This is a genomic window from Providencia sp. UF-183 (assembly GCF_058246155.1).
The window spans coordinates 26,097-52,900 of sequence record NZ_JBSICD010000007.1; the positions used below are offsets into that span (position 1 = coordinate 26,097).

Annotated in this window: 21 protein-coding genes; 8 read left to right on the plus strand and 13 right to left on the minus strand. The window is 39.4% G+C overall.

Features of this window, described 5'->3' with window-relative positions; genetic code table 11:
- The first annotated feature begins 238 nt into the window (after positions 1 to 238).
- Complete coding sequence (locus AC4IFT_RS08335) at positions 239 to 2,398, plus strand: filamentous hemagglutinin N-terminal domain-containing protein (RefSeq protein WP_490737218.1); 2,160 nt, start codon at positions 239 to 241, stop codon at positions 2,396 to 2,398.
- Positions 2,399 to 2,934: 536 nt separating this feature from the next.
- A complete protein-coding gene (locus AC4IFT_RS08340) occupies positions 2,935 to 4,614 on the plus strand; it encodes a ShlB/FhaC/HecB family hemolysin secretion/activation protein (RefSeq protein ID WP_490751079.1) in 1,680 nt (559 codons plus the stop codon).
- A 322-nt stretch (positions 4,615 to 4,936) separates the two neighbouring features.
- On the opposite strand, the gene ompW is transcribed toward AC4IFT_RS08340, so the two are convergent.
- Positions 4,937 to 5,575 (minus strand): outer membrane protein OmpW, encoded by a 639-nt coding sequence (gene ompW / locus AC4IFT_RS08345; protein WP_272539867.1) that lies wholly within the window; start codon positions 5,573 to 5,575, stop codon positions 4,937 to 4,939.
- Positions 5,576 to 5,991: 416 nt separating this feature from the next.
- Between ompW and AC4IFT_RS08350 the strand changes: the two genes are divergently transcribed.
- A complete protein-coding gene (locus tag AC4IFT_RS08350; RefSeq protein WP_490751080.1) occupies positions 5,992 to 6,747 on the plus strand; it encodes a YciC family protein in 756 nt (251 codons plus the stop codon).
- A 64-nt stretch (positions 6,748 to 6,811) separates the two neighbouring features.
- Here AC4IFT_RS08350 and AC4IFT_RS08355 read toward each other — a convergent pair whose 3' ends face one another.
- Positions 6,812 to 8,611 carry a SulP family inorganic anion transporter gene (locus AC4IFT_RS08355; RefSeq protein ID WP_490751081.1) on the minus strand — a complete coding sequence of 600 codons (1,800 nt, stop codon included), beginning with the start codon at positions 8,609 to 8,611 and terminating at the stop codon, positions 6,812 to 6,814.
- A 225-nt stretch (positions 8,612 to 8,836) separates the two neighbouring features.
- Here AC4IFT_RS08355 and AC4IFT_RS08360 point away from each other — a divergent pair, with 225 nt between their 5' ends.
- Positions 8,837 to 9,394 carry a septation protein A gene (locus AC4IFT_RS08360; RefSeq protein WP_490737208.1) on the plus strand — a complete coding sequence of 186 codons (558 nt, stop codon included), beginning with the start codon at positions 8,837 to 8,839 and terminating at the stop codon, positions 9,392 to 9,394.
- Positions 9,395 to 9,450: 56 nt separating this feature from the next.
- On the opposite strand, the gene AC4IFT_RS08365 is transcribed toward AC4IFT_RS08360, so the two are convergent.
- The gene (locus tag AC4IFT_RS08365; protein WP_490737206.1) at positions 9,451 to 9,648 is read right to left on the minus strand and encodes a YqaE/Pmp3 family membrane protein; all 198 of its coding nucleotides are present in this window, start codon (positions 9,646 to 9,648) and stop codon (positions 9,451 to 9,453) included.
- Positions 9,649 to 9,940: 292 nt separating this feature from the next.
- On the opposite strand from AC4IFT_RS08365, the gene yciA reads away from it, so the two are divergent.
- Positions 9,941 to 10,369 carry an acyl-CoA thioester hydrolase YciA gene (gene yciA / locus AC4IFT_RS08370; protein WP_206086120.1) on the plus strand — a complete coding sequence of 143 codons (429 nt, stop codon included), beginning with the start codon at positions 9,941 to 9,943 and terminating at the stop codon, positions 10,367 to 10,369.
- 70 nt (positions 10,370 to 10,439) lie between these two features.
- Here the strand turns inward: yciA and AC4IFT_RS08375 are convergent, their stop codons facing one another.
- The gene (locus tag AC4IFT_RS08375) at positions 10,440 to 11,159 is read right to left on the minus strand and encodes a TonB family protein (protein ID WP_490751082.1); all 720 of its coding nucleotides are present in this window, start codon (positions 11,157 to 11,159) and stop codon (positions 10,440 to 10,442) included.
- 126 nt (positions 11,160 to 11,285) lie between these two features.
- On the minus strand, positions 11,286 to 11,459 hold the full coding sequence (locus tag AC4IFT_RS08380) for a YciY family protein (RefSeq protein ID WP_206086122.1): 174 nt from the start codon (positions 11,457 to 11,459) through the stop codon (positions 11,286 to 11,288).
- A gap of 289 nt (positions 11,460 to 11,748) precedes the next feature.
- Here AC4IFT_RS08380 and cls point away from each other — a divergent pair, with 289 nt between their 5' ends.
- The gene (gene cls / locus AC4IFT_RS08385) at positions 11,749 to 13,209 is read left to right on the plus strand and encodes a cardiolipin synthase (RefSeq protein ID WP_349424563.1); all 1,461 of its coding nucleotides are present in this window, start codon (positions 11,749 to 11,751) and stop codon (positions 13,207 to 13,209) included.
- A gap of 22 nt (positions 13,210 to 13,231) precedes the next feature.
- The gene (locus tag AC4IFT_RS08390; RefSeq protein WP_490751083.1) at positions 13,232 to 13,564 is read left to right on the plus strand and encodes an HI1450 family dsDNA-mimic protein; all 333 of its coding nucleotides are present in this window, start codon (positions 13,232 to 13,234) and stop codon (positions 13,562 to 13,564) included.
- Positions 13,565 to 13,602: 38 nt separating this feature from the next.
- Here AC4IFT_RS08390 and AC4IFT_RS08395 read toward each other — a convergent pair whose 3' ends face one another.
- From AC4IFT_RS08395 to AC4IFT_RS08430, 8 genes are all read right to left on the minus strand, one after another.
- Positions 13,603 to 14,988 (minus strand): SMI1/KNR4 family protein, encoded by a 1,386-nt coding sequence (locus tag AC4IFT_RS08395; RefSeq protein WP_490751084.1) that lies wholly within the window; start codon positions 14,986 to 14,988, stop codon positions 13,603 to 13,605.
- A 168-nt stretch (positions 14,989 to 15,156) separates the two neighbouring features.
- On the minus strand, positions 15,157 to 16,158 hold the full coding sequence (gene oppF, locus AC4IFT_RS08400) for a murein tripeptide/oligopeptide ABC transporter ATP binding protein OppF (RefSeq protein WP_219247739.1): 1,002 nt from the start codon (positions 16,156 to 16,158) through the stop codon (positions 15,157 to 15,159).
- A complete protein-coding gene (locus tag AC4IFT_RS08405; protein ID WP_490736825.1) occupies positions 16,155 to 17,144 on the minus strand; it encodes an ABC transporter ATP-binding protein in 990 nt (329 codons plus the stop codon). The genes oppF and AC4IFT_RS08405 overlap by 4 nt, the downstream gene beginning before the upstream one ends.
- Positions 17,145 to 17,155: 11 nt before the next feature.
- Positions 17,156 to 18,064 carry an oligopeptide ABC transporter permease OppC gene (gene oppC, locus AC4IFT_RS08410; RefSeq protein ID WP_490736827.1) on the minus strand — a complete coding sequence of 303 codons (909 nt, stop codon included), beginning with the start codon at positions 18,062 to 18,064 and terminating at the stop codon, positions 17,156 to 17,158.
- Positions 18,065 to 18,077: 13 nt separating this feature from the next.
- Entirely contained in the window at positions 18,078 to 18,998 is a 921-nt protein-coding gene (oppB, locus tag AC4IFT_RS08415) for an oligopeptide ABC transporter permease OppB (protein WP_219247737.1), read from the minus strand.
- A 67-nt stretch (positions 18,999 to 19,065) separates the two neighbouring features.
- The gene (oppA, locus tag AC4IFT_RS08420; protein WP_490736830.1) at positions 19,066 to 20,706 is read right to left on the minus strand and encodes an oligopeptide ABC transporter substrate-binding protein OppA; all 1,641 of its coding nucleotides are present in this window, start codon (positions 20,704 to 20,706) and stop codon (positions 19,066 to 19,068) included.
- Positions 20,707 to 20,796: 90 nt separating this feature from the next.
- The gene (locus AC4IFT_RS08425) at positions 20,797 to 22,404 is read right to left on the minus strand and encodes an ABC transporter substrate-binding protein (RefSeq protein WP_490751085.1); all 1,608 of its coding nucleotides are present in this window, start codon (positions 22,402 to 22,404) and stop codon (positions 20,797 to 20,799) included.
- A 500-nt stretch (positions 22,405 to 22,904) separates the two neighbouring features.
- Positions 22,905 to 23,549 (minus strand): YchE family NAAT transporter, encoded by a 645-nt coding sequence (locus tag AC4IFT_RS08430; protein ID WP_490751086.1) that lies wholly within the window; start codon positions 23,547 to 23,549, stop codon positions 22,905 to 22,907.
- Positions 23,550 to 24,047: 498 nt separating this feature from the next.
- Between AC4IFT_RS08430 and adhE the strand changes: the two genes are divergently transcribed.
- The gene (gene adhE, locus AC4IFT_RS08435) at positions 24,048 to 26,756 is read left to right on the plus strand and encodes a bifunctional acetaldehyde-CoA/alcohol dehydrogenase (RefSeq protein WP_490751087.1); all 2,709 of its coding nucleotides are present in this window, start codon (positions 24,048 to 24,050) and stop codon (positions 26,754 to 26,756) included.
- Positions 26,757 to 26,804: the final 48 nt, after the last annotated feature.

Genomic DNA, 26,804 nt, shown 5'->3' on the forward strand with positions numbered 1-26,804 from the left:
GTACACATCCATTTAAGCGTAATCATAATGCCATGATTAAATTGGCATTTGAATTTATCGAGATACAAAAAACCATTATTTCCCACACGAGCATATTTTATTTCTTTAATAATTCCACCAATCAACTTAAGCACAATTAAATTTTATTAAAAATAATAATAACGCATAATCCTTACGCTTTAATGGAATTTTAATTAACTATTTTTAATTTTATCTATAGTCAATTTTAGGGATATTTATGAAACATATTAGAAATAAATCTATTTGCCATCCAACACTGAAGATTAACCCTCTATTTTTAAGTGTATGCGTTATTTTAGGTTCTGCTTCTGTCGCTCAGGCAGCGATCGTCAATACTAATGGTGCTGGCGTTATGAACCAAAATAATGGCCCTACCATCGTACATATCAAAGGTGCTACCGATAAAGGTGTTTCTCATAACATTTATAGCCAGTTTGATGTTGATAGAAAAGGCGTTATTCTGAATAACAGTACAACCAATACCAACACTACTCTGGGTGGCCAAATAAATGGTAACCTTAACCTCAGCAATGGTAATGGACCTGCCAAAGTTATTCTAAATGAAGTTAACTCCACCAAAGCAAGCACCCTCAACGGCATGGTAGAAGTGGCAGGTTCAAAAGCACAAGTTATTGTCGCTAACGCATCCGGTATTACGTGTAATAACTGTGGTTTTATCAATACGGAACGAGTCACTTTAACGACAGGTAAACCTGTTATTTCAGGTAATGAGGTTGTAGGCTACAACGTTGAAAAAGGCCAAATCATCATCAACAGCCGCTTACAATCTGATTCTCCAACCGATATTATTGCCCGTTCAGCGGTAATCCGAGGTGAACTTAATGCAAAAGAAATCAACATTGTTGCAGGAAATAACTTTGTTGATGCTCAGGGTAAATACGTTTCTAAAGTCAAAGGTGTTGGTGAAAAAACACGTGTAGGTATTGACGTATCCTCACTTGGCGGCATGTACGCAGATAAAATCACCCTAGTTTCAAACGAAAGTGGTGTTGGCGTTTCTAATTACGGAAATATCTCAGCTGGTTTTGGCGGTGTAGATATTAATTCTAGCGGTATTGTTTACAACCAAAATGCGAAGATAAGTGCAAATGGCAAAATCAATATTAATTCTGGATCAAATTTTTACAACAACTCCTTAATTAGTAGTCATGATGATATTAATATTAATACTACACATAACCAGTTATATAATTATGAAGGCCAAATCAAATCAACTGGTGGTAGTGTTAAACTAAATACAATAGAAAATATTGAAAATGGTAACGGTATCATCAGTGCTAACCAAGACATTGTGCTTACTGCTAGAAATTTAGATAACCTCGAGGGATCTATAAAAACTAATCGCGGTGATATCACGATTAATACAACTGGCCAAGTTACAAATGACTCAAATGATCGGAGAAAGAGTGTAAATAACCCAGATAATCTTGGAATTAGAGCTGGCAATAATGTCACAATCAATTCATCTGACCTTTTCAATGGTAACTCTACAATTTCAGGTCGAGATATTGCCATCAATGCTCGCAATCAAGTCGTCAATTTCTATGATGGTGAAATAGTCGCCAAACGTCGTATTGATATTGATGCCCAGACATTAAAAAATGAAAAAGCACTCATCAAGACCACAAATGGTCAGACAAATATTACCTTATCGAATGCACTGACAAACACTGTTGACTCCTCGATTAATAGTGGTAAAGCGTTAAACATTAAAGCCAACACCATTAAAAACCAAGGTACTTTAATCTCAGGTGCTGGTAAATCTAAGTTTGATGTTAATACCTTAGATAACCAATATGGTTACATTAAGGGAAATAACTTAGATATTAAAGCAAACAGTGTATCGAACAGCCGTGGCTTAATTGATGCTGATTCTAACGTGGTTATCAATACATATTTACTTGATAATAGCTATTCCAGTGGGTTCAATAGCTATGCAAGCAAACTTGGCGTTGCAGGAAGAACAGGTGGTATTTATGCTCATGATGGTGAAGTTACTATTAAAGGCAGCTATTTAAATAACTTCTCTGGTATTATCTCTGCTGAAATATCAGAAAGAGCGGGTAACAAAGGAGACATTAATATTAACTTGAGACATGAGTTAAACAACCGCTATGGTAAAATCACAAGTGATAACACAACAACACTAAGTGTAAGTGATTTAGACAATACTTCTTCTGGTGTCATAGCTGCAGGTAAAGATTTAACGATCAACGCATTAAGCTATATTGAAAACAATGGTGGTCGCTTAAGTTCAAGAGGCACAACTAAAATTACAAGCCCTGTAATTTACAATAGCCCATATGGACAGATTTTAGGCTCAACAATCATTCTTAACACTCCAAACTTTTATTAATTAGCAAAATAAAAGAGACCTTCTGGTCTCTTTTATCACTCTTAATCACGCTATTTAAAATAAAAATCAGCCACCTTTAATTATAAACCTTAAATCAAAACTATGATTAGTTAAATTTATCTAATCATCTCAATTTTTAATTATTATTTTAAAGATATAGATATAAGTAAAAACACCTGATTACTCCATTTTGGGATTTAACCTAACCATTTGATACAACAGCATATTAATTATAAAACCAAAGATTGCATTGCTATCTTAAATTAATCAACACTAAGCACTTTCATTTAGTTTTCAGCCTTAATTAATATAATTAATTTTTATTAAAACCTGTTTCATCGCATAATTTAACAGCTAGTAGCCTAATGAACCTCTTATTTTCATCAATAAACAACATAGGGATATGTATATGAAATCTTGCTTCAATAATTACAAATAAAATAAGAGAAATCTCATTTAACAAATAATACATTTTTATCTAAAAAATATTATTAATGTCATTTTTTAGTTTTCATTTATGAATAAAAGTGGTGAACATGAATTTTCGTTTTCTTTTTTTATCCAGTACTCTGCTCACTTTTCCGTTTTATGTTGCAGGCGATCCCTCTCAGGCCGTTAATCAGCAAATTAATAACCAGATTAGCCAAGACAAATCTCGTCAACAACAAACTCAGTTAGAGGCCAAAGATGTTTTAGGAAAAAAGCAAGAACGGGCAAATAATATTTTGTTGTTTGACGATGAAGAACACTGTTTTAATATGAAAAAAGTTATTCTCGTCTCTGAACCAAAATTACCATCAATGCGCCCTCTCGAAGCTTATGCAAACCAAGTTGTTGGTGTCTGCATTGGAATTAAAGGTGTCGAGACACTCGCTAAAGGCTTGCAGGATAACATCATTAAATCAGGTTATGTCACCACTCGAGTGAATATTCCCGAACAAAATATCAGCGAGGGTATTTTGACGTTAGAAATTATTCCCGGCAAAGTTGCTAACGTAAAGTTATCTGAAGATAGCGATACCTATATTACACTGGGTGCAATCATGCCCGCAAAAGAAGGCGATATTCTTAATATTCGCGATATCGAACAAGGTTTAGAAAACTTGGAGCGTATTCCTGGCGCTAAAGCAAATATTGAATTATCTCCGGGGAAAGAGTTTTCAACATCCGATATTACTATCCAAAGGGAAAAATCCCCCCATGTTAACGTCGGGGGTTATTACAATAACTCAGGCAGTCGCCAAACAGGTAAAGACCAAGTTGGTGTGACAATCTATGGTAATAATCTGACTAGCCTTAATGATACTGTTTATATCTCCGCAGGAAAAAACCTGAAAAATCAAGAGCGAAACAGCACAAGTAATGCCGCAATTTACTATGCTGTTCCCTACAATTATTGGCTTTTTTCTCTCTATGCCAGTAAAAGTGATTATAAACAAACCATCAAAGACATCGTCAGTTATAAATATCGTGGTGACAGTAAATATTACAATGCCACCGCCAGTAATGTTTTTCTACGTGGGCAAACATTCAAAGATACCGCATCCATTCAGTTAATTAAGCGGAAATCAGAATACAAACTTGAAGATGTTAAACTCTTATCTCAAGAGCGCAACTTAACCACGTTTAAAGTTGGCGTAAATCATCGACAAAATATTGATAATGCCACCTTGGATGCTTCCCTCAATTATCAACGTAATGTTCCTTGGTTAGGCGCCGAGCAAAGTTGGGACATGAAATACGGTGATGCAAGCCATATGGCTCGTGTGTATACCCTAGATGTTTCGGGTATGATCCCAATCCCTTTTGACGATTTCGTGATGAGTTATAACCCGCAATTCTTTTTGCAATACACCAAAGATAGGTTGACCATTCAAGACCAATTCTCGTTGGGTAATCGGTGGACAGTACGTGGTTTTGATGAAGAGTTTTCGCTTATTGGCGATAAAGGCTTTTATTTGAGGAATGAGTTTAACTTTTATATTCCTGGCTTTTCATTCTATCCTTATTATGCGATTGATTATGGCCGCGTATTTGGTGGAGTCTACCCACTTGGTCTTTATTCCGATGATCAACTACTAGGAACGGCAATTGGTATGCGTGGGAACGTGAATATCTTCAGTTATGATTTATTTTTAGGCGCCCCACTGTATAAGCCCGATGAATATGAGACCAATAGCGTCAATGCGGGATTAAATGTTCAATGGTTTTGGTAAACGATAATTAAACTCTGATACTTAAAACCAAATGCTGCTTACTCCACATTTGGTTTCTATTTAATTTCGTGACTGTTACCGCACTTTATTAAATAGACTTATCATTTCGCTCTTTAAAATTTTATTAATTTAATCCCTTAAATAAGAAGGATTCACACTAAATTTAAAATCTATTTATGTAGCTTAATTGTTACAGCTTTGTGTGTGTTTTTAATAAGATGAAAAACGAAAAATCCGGGAATATAAATATCCCCGGATTTCCTACTGCACTCTATTCCATCAGAATTCAGGTATTAACCTGTATTGCATCCTATCAAATTTATTAGAAGCGGTAACCTGCTCCAAACATAAATACAAATGGGTCTAAACGAGTATCAATTTTTTGCTGGCCTAATGTTTCATGCTTAAATTTCACATCAGTCTCTATATTCATCCACCAAACTGATGCGTTCAACATCCAGTTATCAGTTAGCATATAGTCCATACCCGCTTGTGCGGCAAAGCCCCACGAGCTTGATAAATCTAAGTCAGACAAGCCATTAGCTTTACCTGTTGAGTTAAACTTTTCATCAAAGAAGAAGGTATAGTTAACACCGGCGCCTAAATAAGGGCGCAATTTATCTTGTTTGCTACCAAAATAATATTGTGCCATTAATGTCGGTGGTAAATGTTTAACGGTTGCAATATTACCTAATGGGCCAACGCCTACCTTATGTTCAAATGGCGTCGCCGCTAATAATTCCACACCGATATTATCAGTAATCATATACCCAAAGGTTAAACCTAATTGCGTATTATTATTAACATCAAATGAACCTAAACCTAATACATTTTCAGATCCCGCATTTGGGCGAACTGTAGCAGTCCCCGTACGGAAAATAAAATCGCCAGCTTCATGAGCAATAGAAGCAGCTGGAGCTAAAGTTGCAGCCGCTAATACAAGCGCAGTGAGTTTTTTCATTATCAATCCCATTCCTGTGTTTTTATTTTAGTAAAATATACCGCATTATATAAATTGATGTTCAAATCAAGATCACATCTTTTACCAATTTATAGGTAATCCAATAAATATAGTTTTATTATTCCATCTATTCTTTTTTTAATTTTGATTTAAATCAATTTTTGGAAAATAACTAACAAAATAAAATATTGATTCTTATTTTTATATATTTACTCCATATACTAAACATATATTTGAAATGCAATTTAAGTACATTCCATTAGAATTACAGTTTTATTTGTTTCTATTTTGAGGCTATTTCTCTTTAGTATTCACGTTAACCTTCCGAATTTTCTTATCTTTCTCTACCTCTATGCCTAATACTCGGTTACAATTGCATTAAAATTTTGATCCCGTTTGTAGATAGGAGCAGTTAAATGTCCATTTCGGCCAACTCACTCATCAGTGACAGCGTTAATTTTTTTAAAAATCAACTGAGTGGCCTCTTCACTATCGTTGTATTAGCAACGGCAGTGAGTCTCGTGATTTACGCAATGATGATCCCAAATGAACAGATGATTGGTGTGCTGGCTCAAGCGCAGAACCAAATGATTGAGTCAGGGAACGCAGGCTTACAAGACTGGATCTTAGGTCTTTCAGAACAAGATAAAAGCAGTATTCTCCGAGTTTCCTTTGGGTTAATTTTATCTGTCACACTGGGAAGCTTAGTGCTTATATGCGGTGTTTTGTCTTATATAGCAGGGATGTCACGTGGTGAGTCCATGACTGCAACGCAGGCACTTAGTGCTTCGTTAGGCAAAGCCCCTTCAATGTTTTTGTTACTTATTGTTTGTTCTCTTCTTATTCAACTCGGTATTACAATCATGGTACTTCCGGGTATTGTTCTGGCGATTGGCTTTTCTCTTGCGCCGGCCATCTTGATTAGTGAAAAAACAAATCCGTTTAGTGCCATGGGTAAAAGCTGGAAAATGGCCTATGCAAACTGGCGTGTTGCCCTACCCATGATTTTAATTTGGATGGCAGCACAAATGCTCGTGAGCGTGTTATTAAGCAGCTTACAGATGAACCATATTGTCCTCAACGGCATTTCATTCTTGCTAAATAATATTGTTGCCGCTTTCGCCTTAATTTATTTCTATCGTTTATACATGTTAGTGAATAAAAACGCTTAATTTCGATTTAAAAAGGGGAGCCAAATAGCTCCCTTTCTCCTGATGCAATCAATTGAGAAATATCTTAATTATTTTCTGATTTCAAATTAAGTTGTTCATCAATATCTTCACAATTACTTTGTTGCTCTAAAGCACTCATCTCTTCTTGGGCTTTTCTCTCTTCAACACATTTAATTTGAATTTGTTGCTTACTTTGAATCAAGCGAATTGCAAAATAAATATCGGGCACAACTAATAAATCATCATCTGAACGCGTAATTTTGTTTTGTTCTAGCCAACGCTTAATTGATGTACGGCGCCCTGCCAACACCAACGTAACACCTTTTGCTTTCAAAGACGTAACGATGTCATTAAGGGTTGAGAATACACTTACATCATTATGGGTAAAGCTCACTGCGGCGTCGACGATAACCCAAGCAGGCCTCTTTAACTGGTTATCTAAATGCTTATTCAGTCGCTCTTTAAAGTAATTCACATTAAAATAGGTTAACGGAGAATTAAAGCGATAAATTAAAACGCCTTCAATCGGTTTAATGCCATTATCTGATGTCATCGAATGCAACATCCCCTGCTCATCCACACCAAGTTGTTGGTCCGTCGGCCTAAATATCACGCGGATAAACTGCAATAAACCTAATAATACCGCTAAGCCAACACCACTAATTAGCCCAACGAGCAGTACCGCTATTAACGTAAAGACACATAAGAAGAAAGCTTCTCTATTGCGCTTACGCATGGATAAAATACTACGAAAACTAATTAGTGAGAAAGTCGAAACAACCAATACCATTCCCAACGCAGGCATTGGAATATATTCCAATAAATCCATAGAAAATAACAATACGGCTAAAATCGTTAATGCCGCAACAATAGAGACCAGTTGTGTTTTCCCACCCATCATATCGTTAACCGCAGTGCGGCTGCTTGCTGCACTCACCGCAAAGCCTTGGGAAAACGCAGAGGCAATATTGGCTATCCCTAACGCACGTAGTTCCTGATCGGCATCAATGGCGTAACCATTTTTACTCGCGAAGCTGCGTGCCGTCATCATAAAGCTCACAAAGCTAATCACCGCCAAGTTCATTGAGGGGATCACTAGGTCTCGCAGCAATCCCGGAGGAAACTCAGGCATGGGTATAGAAGGCAACCCTTCCCCTAAATCCCCAACAATGCTAATACCATATTGCTCAAGGTTAAAAACAATACTCGCTACTGTTGCAAGAACCATTGCTATCAATAATGATGGCCACTTGCTACGCACGCGTTTGATAACCAATGTGATTGCCAATGTTGCCACTGCAACCAATAAGGTTGGCATATGCGTTTGCATTATCGATTGAGGAAACGCGATAAGACGTTCGATAAAACCCGCAGGTAATGTGGTAATACCAAAAATTTTACCGATTTGGCTCACGACGATGGTTAGTGCCACGCCATTTAGCAAGCCCTGGAGTATCGGACGAGAGAGGAAATCCGCAAAGGTTCCTAGACGGAATCGTGCTGCAATCAAGCACCAAATCCCCGTCATTAAGCTCATTACGATGATTAACTGCCAGCGAACATTTTCATCCCCCATCGCTAGCGGTGCAACAGCAGCCGCAATAACAGCACAAGTTGCCGCATCAGGGCCGATGATTAATTGCTTCGAGGTACCAAATAAGGCGTAAAAAAACATCGGGAGGATACAGGCATACAAACCAACAATGGCGTTTACCCCCATTAATTCGGCATAAGCAATTGCAACAGGTAACGCCACTGCCGCAACTGACAACCCAGCTTTCACATCAGGTCCTAAGTCTGAAAGCTGGTAGTTAAACAGCGTTTTTAAACCTGGCATCCAGACAAATAGCTTCGCCTTTATCATTGGGGAAAAACACCTATAAATTAGTAAGTTAAAATATCTAAAACCTTATTTATAGCCGAACTAATAAAGTTTATCTAGAAGTAAGTCAAATAATAGTAAAATTGTGCAAATATGATTGGTAACAAGGCATGTTTATTGGTAAAAAGGTGCAAACTTTTAACAATTAATGCCAATATCGGTTAAACTACTCTATTATCTTGACGTTGAGGCGCTGTATTCACTGTTATGAAACAACTTATTGATTTTATCCCTCTGATTATCTTTTTCATCGTATATAAGCGATATGACATTTTTTACGCTAGTGGTGCCTTAATGGTAACGACACCGCTCGCGTTGTTAGCCACTTATCTTATTTATAAGAAAGTCGAAAAAGTCGCCAAAATTACCTGTGCTATTGTGATGGGGTTTGCTGCCTTAACACTCATTTTCCACAGTGATGCATTCATTAAATGGAAAGTCACTATTATTTATGGTGCATTCGCAATCGCGTTATTATTCAGCCAGTGGTTTACTGAAAAACCACTCATTCAACGCATGCTAGGAAGTAATCAAGAAATTAAATTAGCTGACAGTTATTGGAACAAGCTTAACAGCGCTTGGGCAGTCTTCTTTGTTTTTTGTGCAGTCTTAAATATTTATGTCGCCTTTTGGATGGCTCAAGATATTTGGGTGAATTTCAAAGTATTTGGGCTCACTGCGGGAACACTGATTTTTACTGTGTTAAGCGTAGTATATATTTTCAAAAATATGACCAAAGAAGCAGTTGAAAAGCACGAAGAGTGATCATTTATCTGGGTAATAAAAAACCTGCTTAATTTGATTAGCAGGTTTTTTTTAACCTAGTATCTTCTCTGTCCAAACGCCTTTTCAATTTTTTTATCCGTATTGTATTGCGATAATGCATATACAGACCAGATAGCAGCGGGTAACCAACCAATTAACGTCAGTTGTAAAATCAAACAAATTATTCCTGCAAACGGACGTCCAATCGTAAAAAATTGCAGCCATGGTAATAATATTGCCAAAATGAGTCTCATACACCCTCCCCAAAATATTCATTAAAGATTTACGGTTTAAGTATAGGCAATCTAATCAATTGACTAAATACAAAAAACACTTCTAGCGTTTTCTTTGCATAACTCTAACTTTCCGTCGAAATTAAACCCTATACGGCGATGTTCTGCTCTATTTATTGTATTTTATTGGCTTAATACGTTTTATTGGCGATACTTGAGTAATAAGTCAGTACTTAGAGTTTACTTGAGTATCAGTAATTTGCTATAAAAGCTAACTAGACGTTTTTATTCCCTTTTTTAATAAGAGTTAAATATGCAATTACCAAACGGTGAATTGGTTTTACGAACCCTAGCCATGCCAGCGGACACAAATGCCAATGGCGATATTTTTGGTGGCTGGCTAATGTCACAAATGGATATTGGCGGTGCTATTCTTGCAAAAGAAATTGCACTCGGCCGTGTTGTTACCGTCGCTGTAAATGGCATAAAATTTCAAAAACCTGTTGCCGTTGGCGATGTCGTCTGTTGCTACGCACGTTGCTTAAAAACGGGTAAAAGCTCAATTACGATTAATATTGAAGTGTGGGTGAAAAAGGTCGCAACTGAACCTGTCGGCCAGCGCTACCGCGCAACTGATGCTGTCTTTACTTATGTGGCAGTAAATGATGACAATACCCCGCGGGAGTTGCCAACCGAAAAGCAGCACTTTCAATTGGCCAGTTCTGAGCAAATCACTGAGTAACGGTTTTATTCTCCCTGAAATTAAAAAAGCACCTGTTATAAGGTGCTTTTTTATTGTATCAAGTAGTGAGTTACACTTGGCTAACCGTACCATCAAGTTTGAAGTAAATTTCCGTGACATAACCTTTTGCAGGTTGTTTTTCGAATGTCCAACGGTTCATTGCACGTTTAACATCCCGCTCAAACAAGCCTTTAGGAGACACTTCAACAAATTCGATATTCGTCACACGGCCGCCATCATCAATATCATAACGCACTTTAACATAACCTTCTTTCCCTAAACGACGTGCACGTTCAGGATAGACTGGTGCTTGTTTATGTAATGCCCTTGGGCCACTTTTCGCGGTAGATTGACTATTGCTCGCCCCGGTATTTTTCGCTGTCGTGACGGGGTTATTGTTGGTTTTCGGAGCCGTTGCATCTGATTTGATGTTATTCATCGCAAGTTGTTTTTCAACTGGCTTCACATCTTCTTTAATTTTTTTCTTCTCTTCCTGTTTTGGTTTTGGCTTTTTCTTCACTTCAGGTTTTTTCTTCGGTAATACAATTGCCGGTTCAACCACAGGTTCGGGTTCAGGTTCGATAATCGGTTCTGGCTCAGGTTCGACAGGCGTTTCAACTTCCTGAACAGGCTCTGACGCAGGTTCAGGAGCAGCAAAAGCAACCATCGCAATCGTCATTGGCTCAGGATCCCTCGCCAAATGAGGTTGATTAAAAATCCATGCCATCGCAAGGCCTGCATGAATAGATAACGAAATGACGATTATTAAACTCCAACGGATCCAACGCATATGCAATTTCTACCCTACACCTGTCTACCTAAAAGAATATAGTCGCTAGTTTAAATGCAAATAGCAATCATATTCAATAAGGTTTGTCATACAAAGTGAAAAATGTGAATGTGCGCCTTAATAACCCTACTCAACCCATTGAGTAAAAAGCAGTGAGTGTCTACGGCGATAAATGTCGATTTTGCGCATCGCATAAATGTGCATGTTGCGTCTTGAATGCCCTTCCAGCCAGCGTCGGCGACGACGTTGCACTTGCCTCAACATTCTCCAACGACCGACTTCGTGCCTACTGCGTCTCATTTTCCTGCCCTTTTTTTATGAAAAAAACACTGTGAAAAAAATATTATATTCCTTTGAAAAAAAGTGCCAAGTAGAACTTTTAGCACGCCATTTCTGAATCGATATTAATATCAATTATTAACTATTAATGAACGAAACTATTATTTCCTTATGAATTGTCTATTACACAAAGCTTTTACTGCAAAATTTTGCTAAATTCTATTAAGTTAATATGTTGCTAACTGTTTTTTCAGGTAAAACTTCTTTTTTTGATGATATTCCCCTATTAGCGAGAGGCATGTAATCCATTATGGCAACCGTCTATACCCTTATGAGTTGGCTTCTTTTTTTCCTTTACTGGCTACTTATTGCCGCAATTACTGTACGCATTTTAGTAAAAAGAAGGCCTGTTACCTCAGCAATGACATGGTTGCTAATTATTTATATCCTTCCTTTAGTTGGGATCATTGCCTATGTCGCTTTCGGTGAACTTCATTTAGGCAAACGCCGCGTTGATAAAGCCCACCATATGTGGCCCTCTGTCGCCACATGGCTCGAAAACCTACGCCATTCAAAACATATTTTTGCAAATGAAAACAGTTCTGTCGCAGAGCCACTTTTTCAACTTATTGAAAAACGCCAAGGTATTGCAGGGGTTAAAGGGAATCGCATTCAGCTATTAACCACTTGCGAAGATTCATTAAAAGCCATTGTCAATGACATTAATAATGCTCAGCATTCTATCGAAATGGTGTTCTATATTTGGCAACCTGGAGGGTTAGTCGATGGCGTGACCGAAGCCCTGTTAAATGCAGCGAAGCGCGGTGTTAAGTGCCGTATTATGGTTGACTCCGCGGGAAGTTGGCACTTTTTCCGCAGTGATTACCCCGCTAAAATGCGTGCTGCCGGTATTGAATTTGTCGAATCTTTAAAAGTCAATTTAATGCGTTTCTTCTTACGTCGCATGGATTTACGTCAACACCGTAAAATTGTCATTATCGATAACTATATTTCATACACTGGAAGTATGAATATGGTCGACCCCCGCTATTTTAAACAGGACTCAGGTGTTGGTGAGTGGATTGATATTTTAGTGCGCATGGAAGGCCCAGTGAGTACCACGTTAGGGATTGTATATGCCTTTGACTGGGAAATGGAAACAGGCCAACGTATTTTGCCGCCACCTCCTGATAGCAATATTATGCCGTTTGAGCAAGCCAATGGGCACACCACTCAAACTATTGCTTCAGGGCCCGGTTTCCCTGATGAACTCATACAACAATCGCTGATGACCGCCATGTTTTCTGCTCGCAAGCAGTTAATCATGACGACACCTTATTTTGTCCCTAGCGATGATTTACTGCACGCAATTTGTACGGCTGCGATGCGTGGTGTGGATGTCAGTATTATCATGCCAAGGCAGAACGATTCGTTCCTCGTCCGTTGGGCAAGCCGTTCATTTTACAGTGAATTACTCGAAGCGGGTGTAAAAATTTATCAATTTGAAGATGGCTTATTGCACACCAAAAGCGTTTTGGTAGATGGCGAACTCAGTTTAGTGGGCTCTGTTAACCTCGATATGCGCAGTTTATGGCTCAACTTTGAAATCACTGTCGTTATTGATGATAAAAGTTTTGGTAGCGATCTGACGTTAGTTCAGTATGATTATATGGCTCGCTCGACACGTTTAGAAATTGAAGAATGGGAACAGCGCCCATTCTGGAACCGTGTGGTTGAGCGCGTTTGTTATTTCTTTAGCCCACTGTTATAGCGTAAATGAATTAGGAAAGGTCATGACTGAGACACACAATACACATTTAATCGATGAAGACGATATCATTGAAATGGCTTATGACCTTTTCCTCGATGGTGCAATGGATAACCTAGAGCCTGCTGATCAACTGATTTTTGCCTTACAGTTTGAAGACTCAGGTGCAGCTGAAATTGTTGATTTAACAGATAGTTGGCAGGGTATTCTGGCGAATGAAGCTAATTTATCACAGTTCAGTGAAGTGATTATTGGGTTAGCGAAAACTCCCGATGACGAACTCGACGATATTTTTGCTCGTGTCTTAATTAGCCGTCATCCTACAAAACCTTTTCATCATATCCTCTGGAAAAAATAACATGCAGTTGAGGGGCATTCGCCCCTCTTCTTCACAACTTAATCTTCTTTAGGAAAGTTGCCTGTTACTGAAAATTTTCGCAAATAATTCTGAATATTGGTTCTGACATATTCATTTTTCTCTTTTGGAAATTTTTCCCATGCGCATTCTAATAGAGGAATAACATCAGGTATTACAGTATTAAGTTCAACTAGTGTTCGAATGGCTAGACAAGCCATGTCACCATCATCTGACGTAATACTTGGGTAAAAAAGTGCAGATTTTTCCTTAACATTCACATCGGAACTCGCTGCATAAAGAGCCGTTCTTGCAAGGTCAAGATTTGAATGTTCAAATAAATGAGCAAAATCTTCCGCTTGCGTGGCTGCTAAGTCTTTAAGTATATACCCTGCAAAGCGAATAAAATCAGCATCTTCCACATTTTTGATTAGTTGCAGGACATTATCTTTGTAATCGGCTAGGTTTTCTTTTTGATTAAAATAGATAGTGCTAATCGCTAAATTTTGCCATGAACGGTCAGTACTTTTTAACGCAGACATCAGGTATGAGGAGGCAATGTTAGGTGCATACTGCGCTAAAATTTTCAAAGCCAGCCTTGACTCGTCCTCTTGTTTTTCATTAATAATTTTGGTCAAAAACGTCAAGCCTTTATCAGATAAAAGCTTAAGCTTAGTCAACCCTGACAATGCCTGACATCTTAGTTCCGAACAATCCATTTGGTTGTATAAATCAAATAATGTTTGCTCATCACCGCCAATTCTGTGACCAAACCAACTGGTTTCATAGCCTTGAATAACTTCATCTAACCAACGTTCATACCATTGTGAAAAACTCAATTCGTAAGAAAAGAAGAAAGGCTGATTAGAACCACACCAATGGTTTGTATAAATAATCCGCCCTGCATATTCCCCAGTAATCACTAATAATAAATCATATTCACACCCACAGGTTCCAAGGTAAAAAACGCCTTGGTGAATATAATTTTCTCTTTCATCAAATTCTTCATCACTGCAATCATCATCAAGGAAAGTCAGTTTTTGCCATTCCTCTTCGCTCATATCAGGGCTTAGAATAGAAGGTAATGCTGCCGTTTGATCAAAACGACTTTCACTGTCTTCAAAACGGACAATGCCGTAATAAGGCCCTAACCCCCCATTACCAATTTGTGTTAAAAACTGCACAAAATCTTGCGGTAATGTCGCCCCTGTTCGCTTTTCCCATTTTTCAATATCGGCCAAAGCAATAACAGGGTTTAATTCGTATTCATGGCTATCTGCGCCAAATAGATCTAACTCGCTATCAACTTGTTTAACCAGTGGAATTTTTTCGCGAATTCGCGTTAATACGTCGTTTGGATACTGTTCATTAATCTGCTGCCATTGGCGTAAAATCGCCTCTTCATCCTGTGAAAAATCAGTCGCCATTGATTTTTAAGCCCTTATTTATATGAATAACTAATTTATTAACATATTTTATATCCATTATTCATTAACAATTATCTGAACATGACTAAAAACGTTATTTTTAAGATTAATAACAAAAAAGCAGAGCCAATTGACCCTGCTTTTTACGTTAATTGTGCTTTAAAAGCATTATAGTGGATCGATTTTTAAACAAGATACCGCATGTTTAAAACTGCCCTCTAATAGTGGGCGAGTTTTGGCACACCCTTCATCTGCCAATGGGCAACGAGTTCTGAAAACACAACCTGAAGGCGGGTTAATCGGTGATGGCAATTCCCCCTCCAGTAATTCAATGGTTTTATTTTTTTCCTTGTCAGGATCTGGCACAGGAACAGCTGACATGAGCGCGCGAGTGTACGGGTGCAACGGGTTATTATAGACCTCATCATAGGTACCTAATTCCACAGCATGCCCCAAATACATCACTAATACTCGGTCCGAAATGTGCTTAACCACTGCTAAGTCATGGGCAATAAATATCAGCGATAATTTCATTTCCCGCTGTAATTCTTGCAGTAAATTCACGACTTGCGCCTGAATGGATACGTCCAGTGCAGAAACTGGCTCATCACAAATAACCAGTTTTGGCTCTAATATCAACGCCCTAGCAATACCAATTCGCTGGCACTGCCCCCCAGAAAACTCATGGGGATAGCGGTTAATTAAGTTCGGTAATAGCCCCACTCGCATCATCATCGCTTTCACTTTTTCGGTGATTTGCGATTGTGGCATTTTTGGGTGATAGGTTTTTAACGGTTCAGCAATAATGTCACCAATGGTCATTCTCGGGTTCAGAGATGCCAATGGATCTTGGAAAATCATTTGGATATCGCTGCGCACACTGCGCCATTCTTTATCGCTTTTACCTAATAGATTTTGGCCTAACCAGCTGACCGTACCATCCGTTGCTTTGACTAAACCGATTAAGGCACGAGCAAAGGTCGATTTACCACAGCCAGACTCCCCAACCACACCCAAGGTTTCCCCTTCATATAACCGAAGCGTAACACCATCTACCGCTTTTAAACTTTTATCGGGTTGCCAAAACCACTGCTTTTTATCCCTAATGGAAAAATGCACTTTTAAGTCATTCACTTCCAATAAGACAGGCCTATTTTCATGAGTGGTCATACTAATTCCTCCATAGGCTTAAAGCAGGCACGCAGACGGGTTTGTGCAAAAGAAGATAAGGTAGGTTCACTCTCTACACATTGTTGGGTTGCATATTGGCAACGCGGTGAAAATGGGCAACCTTTTGGTAATCTTAATAAATTTGGTGGATTGCCCGGTATAGTTGCAAGGCTTTCATCATCCCCATCAAGCCGCGGAACCGCCGCTAACAAACCCAGAGAATACGGGTGGGATGGTTGATAAAAGATATCTTTTGCAGTGCCATATTCCATGGTACGTCCCGCATACATCACCAACACTTTGTCACAAACACCCGCCACGACACCTAGGTCATGGGTGATCAAAATAATCGCCGTATCAAACTCATCTTTCAGTTCATTCAGCAACGTCATGATTTGCGCTTGTACTGTCACATCTAACGCCGTTGTGGGTTCATCCGCAATCAGTAATTTTGGTTGGCACAGTAGTGCCATAGCAATCATCACCCGTTGACGCATTCCACCTGAAAATTCATGGGGATACATATTCATGCGCTTACGCGCTTCTGGCATTTTGACTGCATCCAACATTTTCACTGAGGCTTCGAATGCTTCACTTTTCCCCATACCCTTGTGAAGCATCAACACTTCAGATAGTTGCGTACCAATTTTTAAATAGGGATTTAATGACGTCATTGGGTCTTGGAAGATCATCGAAATTTCTTCCGCTCGCATCCGATTTAATTCTTTTTCTTTCAAATTAAGAATTTCACGACCATTAAACATCGCTGAGCCATTAATTCGGCCATTTTTTGCAAGGAGCCCCATTAACGCAAACGCGGTTTGCGACTTCCCTGAACCCGACTCCCCGACAATCCCCAAGGTTTCGCCTGCTCGTAAGTCAAAATTAAGTTTATTAACCGCCGTAACATCGCCATCTTGAGTGGAGAAAGTTACACTCAAATCTTTAACCGATAATAGAGGGCTTTTGGTTGAATTTATTGACATAACATTTCCCTCTAACGGTCTTTCGGGTCGAGGGCATCACGTAAGCCATCGCCGATAAAGTTAAAACAAAACAACGTGATAACCAGAAAACCAGCTGGGATCAATAATAACCAAGGTGTCACTTCCATTGAGTTTGCCCCATCGCTGAGTAAAGCACCCCAGCTACTAAGTGGCTCTTGTGTACCCAACCCCAAAAAACTCAGGAATGATTCAAACAGGATCATGCTTGGTACTAATAACGATGCATACACCACCACCACACCCAATACGTTTGGCACGATATGGCGTAAAATAATATGCCGAGTGCTGACACCGCAAACTAATGCCGCTTCAATAAACTCTTTACGTTTTAACCCCAGTGTTTGACCACGTACAATACGCGCCATATCGAGCCAAGAGACCATGCCAATTGCGACGAAAATCAATAAGATATTGGTGCCAAATAAGGTTACTAAGAGGATAACGAAGAACATAAATGGAAATGAATTTAGAATTTCCAATAAACGCATCATGATTGAGTCAACTTTACCACCCACATAACCTGCCAGTGAGCCATATAACGTCCCAACCACTACTGCCACCAGCGCAGCGGCAACACCGACCATCAGCGAGATGCGTCCACCAATTGCGACACGCACTAACAAGTCACGCCCTGAGGCATCGGTACCAAAATAATGACCTGTCGCCATATCTGGCGGCATAGACATCATCTCCCAATCGGTATCGTCATATAAAAATGGTGATAGCATCGGCGCAAAAATGACAAATAACGTGATTAAAAACAATACACATAGGCTAAAAATCGCGGCGCGGTTATGCATAAAACGGCGACGTGCATCTTGCCATAAACTGCGCCCTTCAATATCCAATTGCTCTGAAAAATTCGCCAGAGCGTCACTATTTTTTTGATTCGAAATCATAGCGGTTCTCCAATTAATAGCGAATTTTCGGGTCGATGACGGCATACAGCACATCGACAATAGCATTAAATGTAATGGTTAATATCCCAACTAAAATGGTTAAGCTCAGCACCAAGGAATAATCACGGTTAAGCGCGCCATTAACGAATAGCTGGCCAATTCCTGGTAAACCAAAAATGGTTTCAATTACCATCGAACCAGTAATAATCCCCACAAATGCAGGCCCCATATAGGAAAGCACTGGGAGCAACGCTGGTTTTAATGCATGGCGTAGAATGATAGTTCTTAGCGGTAAACCCTTAGCACGTGCAGTACGGATAAAGTTTGAATGCATAATTTCTATCATTGAGCCGCGAGTAATACGGGAGATACTGGCGATATAAGCTAATGATAGTGCCACCATTGGCAAGATCATGTGTTTCAAATTACCGCCATCCCAGCCACCACCGGGGAGCCATTTCAAATGAATGGCAAAGATCAGCACCAAAAGTGGTGCCACAACAAAGCTTGGGATGACAACCCCCGTCATGGCAAACCCCATGACTGTAAAGTCCCATTTTGTATTTTGATTAAGGGCAGCGATGACCCCTGCCGTGACACCAAATAATACGGCGACCACAAAGGCAGTTGCCCCTAGTTTTGCGGAAACTGGGAACGCTTTCGCCACTAAGTCATTGACGCTATAGTCTTTATACTTAAATGAAGGCCCAAAATCACCTTGGGAGAGTTGAATAAGGTAGTTGAAGTACTGCTTATACATTGGGTCATTTAAATGGTATTTGGCTTCAATATTTGCCATGACCTCAGGTGGTAGCTTACGTTCACCGGTAAACGGGCTACCCGGCGCTAAGCGCATCATAAAAAATGAGATGGTAATGAGAATTAAAAGAGTCGGGATCGCCTCAAGCACCCGACGCAAAATGAATTTCAGCATTGCTCGTTCCTACTTCTATTGCCCATTAGGCTAATATCTGGCCCCTTTCGGAGCCAGAGCATTGTTATTAGTGTTTGATAATATACAAATCTTTAGTATGTAAGTTATCTAATGGGTCTTTACCGCTATAACCACCCACATACGGTTTCACCAAGCGGGTATTAACGTAGTAGTAAAGCGGAACAATTCCTGAGTCTTTATCGAGTAATTTTTCAGCTTGTTGATATAAAGCTGCACGTTCTTCGTCCGTTTTCACCTGTAATGTTTTCTTCATTACAGCGTCAAAGTCCGTGTTTTTATAGTGAACGGTATTATTACTGCTGTAAGAAAGCAGCATGTTCAGGAATGAAGAAGGTTCGTTATAATCTGCGCACCATCCTGCACGGGCAACATCATAGTTACCTTGATGTCGGCTATCCAAGAATGTTTTCCACTCTTGGTTTTCGAGTTTAACGTCTGCGCCAATGTTTTTCTTCCACATAGAAGACGCGGCAATCGCAATACGTTTATGTAAGTCTGACGTGTTATATAACAAGTTGAATTTTAATGGGTTTGCTTTGTTATAACCCGCTTCTTCTAACAGTTGTTTGGCTTTTTCATTGCGCTGTTCCTGAGTCATATTGGCATACCAATCTGGTTTCTCAGTTTTCATACCGCTGGTGAATGGTGGAGTAAAGCCATAAGCGGGGATATCCCCCTGCGCTTTCACTTTATAGGTAATTGTGTCTCTGTCCATCGACAGTTTTAACGCTTCACGAACTCGCGGGTCGTTAAATGGCGGTTTTTCATTATTAATTTCATAGTAGTAAATACACAGATAAGGACTTACGCGTAGCTCATTGGGCATATTTTGTTGTAAGCTTTTAAATTGCTCAATCGGTAAGTTACTGTACGTCATATCAATTTCACCACTTCGATAGCGGTTTACATCAGTCACTTCAGAGGAAATTGGCAGGAAAGTCACTTGGTCAATAACGGTATTCGCATTGTCCCAATAAGTTGGGCTACGCTCTAGTACAATACGCTCGTTAACCGTCCAATCTTTCAGTTTATACGCACCATTACCAACAAAGTTTTGTGGTTGTGTCCATTTCGCACCATTTTTTTCAATCACTTTTTTGTTCACTGGCGACATGGATGAGTGCGCTAATAATTTAGGAATATAAGGCACAGCTTCGCTGAGAGAAATCACTAATGTTTTGTCATCAAGGGCTTTAACGCCAAGCTCTTCTGGTTTTTTCTTGCCAGCAATAATGTCATCAACATTTTTGATATGCGCATACTGCAAATAACTTGCATATGGCGATGCGGTATCGGGGTCCGCTAAGCGCTGCCAGCTGTAAACGAAATCTTCTGCCGTGACAGGGTCACCATTTGACCATTTTGCGCCATCTCGAATTTTAAAGGTCCATTCGGTAAAATCTTTGTTTTCCCAGCTGGTTGCTGAGCCAGGTAAAATTTCCCCGTCTGGGCCAACAATAGTAATACCTTCAAATAGATCCCTTGCTAAAGCAGATTCAGGTACCCCTTCAATTTTGTGTGGATCTAAAGATTGTGGTTCTGAGCCGTTATTTCTCACCATTACTTGTTTTTCAGCAAGTTCAACACCTGCTGGAACCGTCGCAGCAAAACTGGTTGCTATTGACCCCATCGCTAACCCAGCTGTCACGCTAAGTGCAATAATCGATTTATTGATTAATTTACTCATCTTATCGGTTACTCCCATACATATTTATTATGATTGTGTGTTGATGCAGGTTTATCTTTGAGATAAACACTTTTTATAATTATTTGGATATTATTTATTAGGTTCACTTATATATAACCGCTTAATATCCGTATAATCAAGGGGGTCTTTACCTTTAAATCCACCAACGGTGGGTTTTACCATACGAGCGCTGACGCGATAATAGACAGGAACTAACGCAGAGTCCTTGTCTAGCAAGGCTTCAGCTTGTTGATAAATCTGATGACGCGCTTGTTCATTTGGCGCAGTTAATGCTTGTGCAAGTAATGCATCAAACGCAGTGTTTGAATAGAAACCTGTGTTATTACTATTACCCGTTAGCATCATATTTAAAAATGCCGTTGGTTCATTGTAATCGGCACACCAAGTTGCCCTTGCAACGTCGTATTGCCCCTCATGGCGACTTTGTAAGGACGTTTTCCATTCCTGATTTTGCAATGTAACTTTAGCGCCAATATTTTTTTGCCACATAGACGCCGCAACAATGGCTTGCTGTTTATTTTGATCTGACGTGTTGTATAACAACGAAAATTTCAGGGGATTCTCTTTGGTGTAACCTGCCTCAGCCAGCAGAGCCTTCGCCCGTTGATAACGCTGCTCAGCAGGTAAACTAGCCCACTGTGGCGGAACAAAATTTCCATTATTAATAAACGTTGGCGTAAAACCATAAGCCACTGTTTGGCCTTGATTGATGATTTTATTTGTAATGGTTTCTCTATCTAACCCTAACTTAATCGCTTCCCTCACTCGAGGGTCATTAAAGGGTGGGCGTTTATTATTGATTTCATAATAAAAAGTACATAAATAAGGCCTTACATATAGTTCATTAGGCCTTTCTTGTTTCATTTTTTGATAAAGCGCAGGCGGAATAGCGGAATTGCTGATATCGGTTTCACCACTGCGATAGCGGTTGATATCACTGACTTCTGATGAAATCGAGAGGAACGTCGCGTGATCTATCTTGCTCTGCGCGTTATTCCAATATAATGGGTTACGTTTGACAACAATGCGCTCGTTAACCACCCATTTATCCAGTAAATAAGCCCCATTTCCCACAAAATTTTGTGGTTGAGTCCATTTATCACCATATTTTTCAACTGTTTGTTTGTGAACAGGTTTCATGGCGGTATGGGATAACATATCGACAAAATAAGGCACTGGGTGGCTGAGTGTGACTTGTAAATGATGGGAGTCTAAGGCTTTTACGCCAAGTTCATTGACAGGCTTTTTACCTGCAAGGATCTCATCTGCATTTAAAATATAAGCATTTTGTAGGTAACTTGAATAAGGTGAACCTGTTGTGGGATCCGCAAGCCGTTGCCAACTATACACAAAATCATCTGCGGTGACAGGCGTTCCATCACTCCATTTTGCATCATCTCTGAGTGTGAAAACCCAAGTTATGTAATTATCGTTTTCCCAGCTTTTTGCCACACCCGGTGTCACTTTTCCATCGACATCCGTATAAACCAAACCTTCTAACAAATTTAAAATGATATTACTTTCAGGAACCCCTTCCACTTTGTGGGGGTCAAGGGAGGCGACTTCTGAGCCGTTGTTAATGACAATTGACTGTACTGGCTTAGCTGAATTCGCGCTTACATAGGATGATGCAAAAAATAATGACAGAGCTCCCAAACCTATTGCCGTTCTTATCATTTTGTCCCTCATGATTAGCAACCTTCACTGTGATTAATTAAACCCTTTAGCTAGCCACACATAGCCAAATTTATCCTTTAGATACAAATAATCAAAACAACTAATTAACATTTGTTAGTTAAAAATTTTATATCAATCTTAAAATAACCTTGCACAGATAACATAAAACCCTTTAAATTCAATAAAATACATTACTCTTCGTTGTGTGGCGCAGTACATTCCCCCTTCACTCTTCCAAACATATCATTAACAAACACCAATTAGAATAGTGAATAAATTTACGCAGCTCACAATTCCTTACTTTTTATCCCTGATTTAGCAAAAAATGCGACATTAAATTACAGATAAGACTGTTTCTATTGCTGATTGTTTATGACAAAAAAAGTGGATTTACGACATATCCTGCTGTTGGATACTTTGAGGCTGTATTGGGAAGGTGGTAATTATCTCAATGCCGCTACTTGCAAAAATGCATAACAGCGGCATTGGAAAGAAATGGCTTAGAGTAAACCTGGGAAAAGTGCTTTGACACCAATGACGATAAATTCGATGCCAAGGGACATCAGTAATAACCCCATGATCCTCGTGACAACGTTGATCCCTGTTTGCCCTAAATAGCGGACTAATAATGAGGCGGAGCGAAACAATAACCAGCAACAAAAAGCAAAGAAAATACTGGTGAGGGCTAAACCTAAAAAATTCTGCCAACCGTGCCATCTTGAAGACCAGACAATACAAGAACTTATTGCCCCCGGCCCTGCCATTAGCGGCAATGCTAAAGGCACAACACCTATGCTGTCACGAACAGCTGTTTCTGTTTTTTCCTGTTTATTCTGTTTATCTTCACCAATTTTTCCGCTTATCATTGACATTGCAATGGTAACAATCAATATCCCCCCAGCAATACGGAACGAATCAATTGAGATCCCAAATAACTGTAGGATTGAGTCACCAATCAATAATGAAGTACATAAAATAATAGCAACTGAAGTATTCGCAATGGTGTTGGTTTTATTTCTCCCAGCATTACTCTGGTAATTAGTCATACTGATAAACACGGGTAAAATACCCACAGGGTTTACCAGCGCAAATAGACCGATGAAAAACTTAATGTAGCCCGATAGATCAAGTAATGCAGCACTCACTCATTCAATTCCTTAAATAACTCTGGTTAGAGATGTATTGATATCTTTTTTAATTTTATCACTGATGTAACAAATTTCCTTGAGCAAAGCACTATTTTCTGTAGATGTCTCTTTTTACCCCATTTTTTGTTAGCTTTATTATCAATCTCGATGCATTTAGCTTACTTATGTGAAAGTTAATTAATACACCAACAACACTATTTCAAACAGTACAAAAACAACCATGCTGAAAGGTGTCAGCTTGCTATTTTCGTGATTTAGATCACTTTATTTAATTTCTGTTTTGTTAATCTATCCTTAACTGATAGACCGAGTTATTGATAAGCTATTCATCAATAATTCACGTTTTAACAAGGTTTTTAAGCCAATAGGCGATGATGAGCTACGTTATTATTAATATTATCTATACTTTCTTTTTTAGGCAGTCTTTTTTAACCCTGTTTATAGATACATTGCTCATTGGCTTAAAAAGTTTAACATTTATCAGGAGTAATCTATATGTCCGTAACTAACGTTACCGAACTCAATGAACTCGTTGCTCGTGTCAAAAAAGCTCAACGCGAATTCGCTAGTTTTTCGCAAGAAAAAGTAGATGAAATCTTCCGCGCTGCTGCCCTTGCTGCTGCTGATGCACGTATCCCTCTTGCAAAACTCGCTGTAGAAGAGTCTGGTATGGGTATTATTGAAGATAAAGTGATCAAAAACCACTTTGCTTCCGAATATATCTATAATGCATATAAAGACGAAAAGACCTGCGGTGTTCTATCTGAAGACCCAACATTTGGTACAATTACGATTGCAGAACCTATTGGGATTATCTGCGGTATCGTACCAACAACAAACCCAACATCAACAGCTATTTTTAAATCGCTGATTAGCTTAAAAACACGTAATGCCATTATTTTCTCTCCGCACCCACGTGCGAAAGTGGCAACTAACCGTGCAGCGGAAATTGTTCTTAATGCCGCTATTGCAGCAGGCGCACCAAAAGATATTATTGGCTGGATTGATTCCCCATCCGTTGAATTATCCAATGCATTAATGCACCACCCTGATATTAACCTGATCTTAGCGACAGGTGGCCCAGGTATGGTAAAAGCAGCTTACAGCTCAGGTAAACCAGCCATTGGTGTGGGTGCGGGTAATACCCCAGTTGTTATCGATGAAACCGCCGATATTAAACGCGCAGTGGCTTCTATTTTAATGTCCAAAACCTTCGATAACGGCGTTATCTGTGCATCTGAGCAGTCTGTTGTTGTTGTCGATGAAATTTATAACCAAGTACGTGAACGTTTTGCAAACCATGGCGGTTATTTACTGCAAGGTAAAGAACTCAAAGCCGTTCAAGATATTATTTTAAAAAATGGTAACTTAAATGCCGCTATCGTGGGGCAACCTGCGCATAAAATTGCGGAAATGGCAGGTATTACGGTACCAATGAATACCAAGATTTTAATTGGTGAAGTAAAACTGATTGATGAGTCTGAACCTTTTGCCCATGAAAAACTGTCGCCACTGTTAGCGATGTACCGCGGCAAAAACTTTGAAGATGCGGTAGCAAAAGCGGAGCAATTGGTTGAAATGGGCGGTATTGGCCACACCTCTTGCTTATATACAGACCAAGATAATGAACATGTACGTGTAAATTATTTCGGTCAAAAAATGAAAACAGCACGTATCCTGATCAACACCCCTGCTTCACAAGGTGGGATTGGTGACTTGTATAACTTTAAATTAGCCCCTTCTCTCACGCTCGGCTGCGGTTCTTGGGGTGGTAACTCCATCTCCGAAAACGTTGGTCCTAAACATTTGATTAATACCAAAACTGTAGCGAAGAGAGCTGAAAATATGTTGTGGCATAAACTTCCAAATTCAATCTACTTCCGCCGTGGCTGTTTACCGATTGCCCTTGAAGAGATTGCGACTGATGGTGCAAAACGTGCATTTATCGTCACCGATGGCTACTTATTTAATAATGGCTATGTGGATGAAGTTGTTAATGTTCTCAAAAAACACCATATTGAAACTGATGTTTTCTTTGAAGTTGAAGCCGACCCAACGTTAACAGTTGTTCGCAAAGGTGCGGCACAAATGCAAGCTTTCCAACCTGATGTCATTATCGCATTAGGTGGCGGTTCCCCAATGGATGCGGCGAAAATCATGTGGGTTATGTACGAGCACCCTGAAACGCATTTTGAAGAACTGGCATTACGCTTTATGGATATCCGTAAACGTATTCACCGTTTCCCTAAAATGGGCGTGAAAGCAAAATTAGTGGCTATCACAACCACATCAGGTACAGGTTCTGAAGTCACACCATTTGCAGTTGTGACCGATGATAAAACAGGGCAAAAATACCCATTAGCCGACTATGCATTAACGCCAAATATGGCAATTGTCGATGCTAACCTTGTCATGAACATGCCAAAATCATTAACTGCTTTTGGTGGTTTAGATGCGGTCACCCACGCATTAGAAGCTTATGTTTCCGTATTGGCCAATGAGTTTACCGATGGTCAAGCATTGAAAGCACTAAGCTTATTAAAAGATTATCTGCCAGCGAGTTATCATGAAGGTGCCAAAAACCCAGTAGCACGGGAACGTGTACACAATGGTGCAACCTTAGCGGGTATTGCCTTTGCTAACGCTTTCTTGGGTGTATGTCACTCAATGGCACACAAACTTGGCTCTGAGTTCCATATTCCTCATGGTCTGGCAAATGCGCTATTAATCTGTAACGTTATCCGTTTCAATGCGAACGATAACCCAACCAAACAAACTGCATTCAGCCAATACGACCGTCCTCATGCGCGTCGTCAATATGCTGAGATTGCAGATCATCTCGGTCTAACAAATCCAGATGACCGTACAGGTGTTAAAATTGAGAAGTTATTAGCGTGGTTAGATGAAATTAAAGCTGACTTAGGTATTCCTAAATCCATCCGTGAAACAGGTGTTGCGGAAGCTGATTTCTTAGCGCGTGTAGATAAGCTGTCTGAAGATGCTTTCGATGACCAATGTACCGGGGCAAACCCACGTTATCCATTAATCTCTGAAATTAAACAGTTATTACTGGATTCCTATTATGGTCGTGATTTTGTGGAGCACGCAGGTGCACCATCTGTTGAACTGAAAACAGAAAAGAAAGCTGTTGAGAAAAAAGCAGCCCCTAAAAAAGTTGCTGAAAAAAAACCATCTAAAAAATAATTCTTAGTGGTAATTAAATAATAAAGGCACCGCAAATGCGGTGCCTTT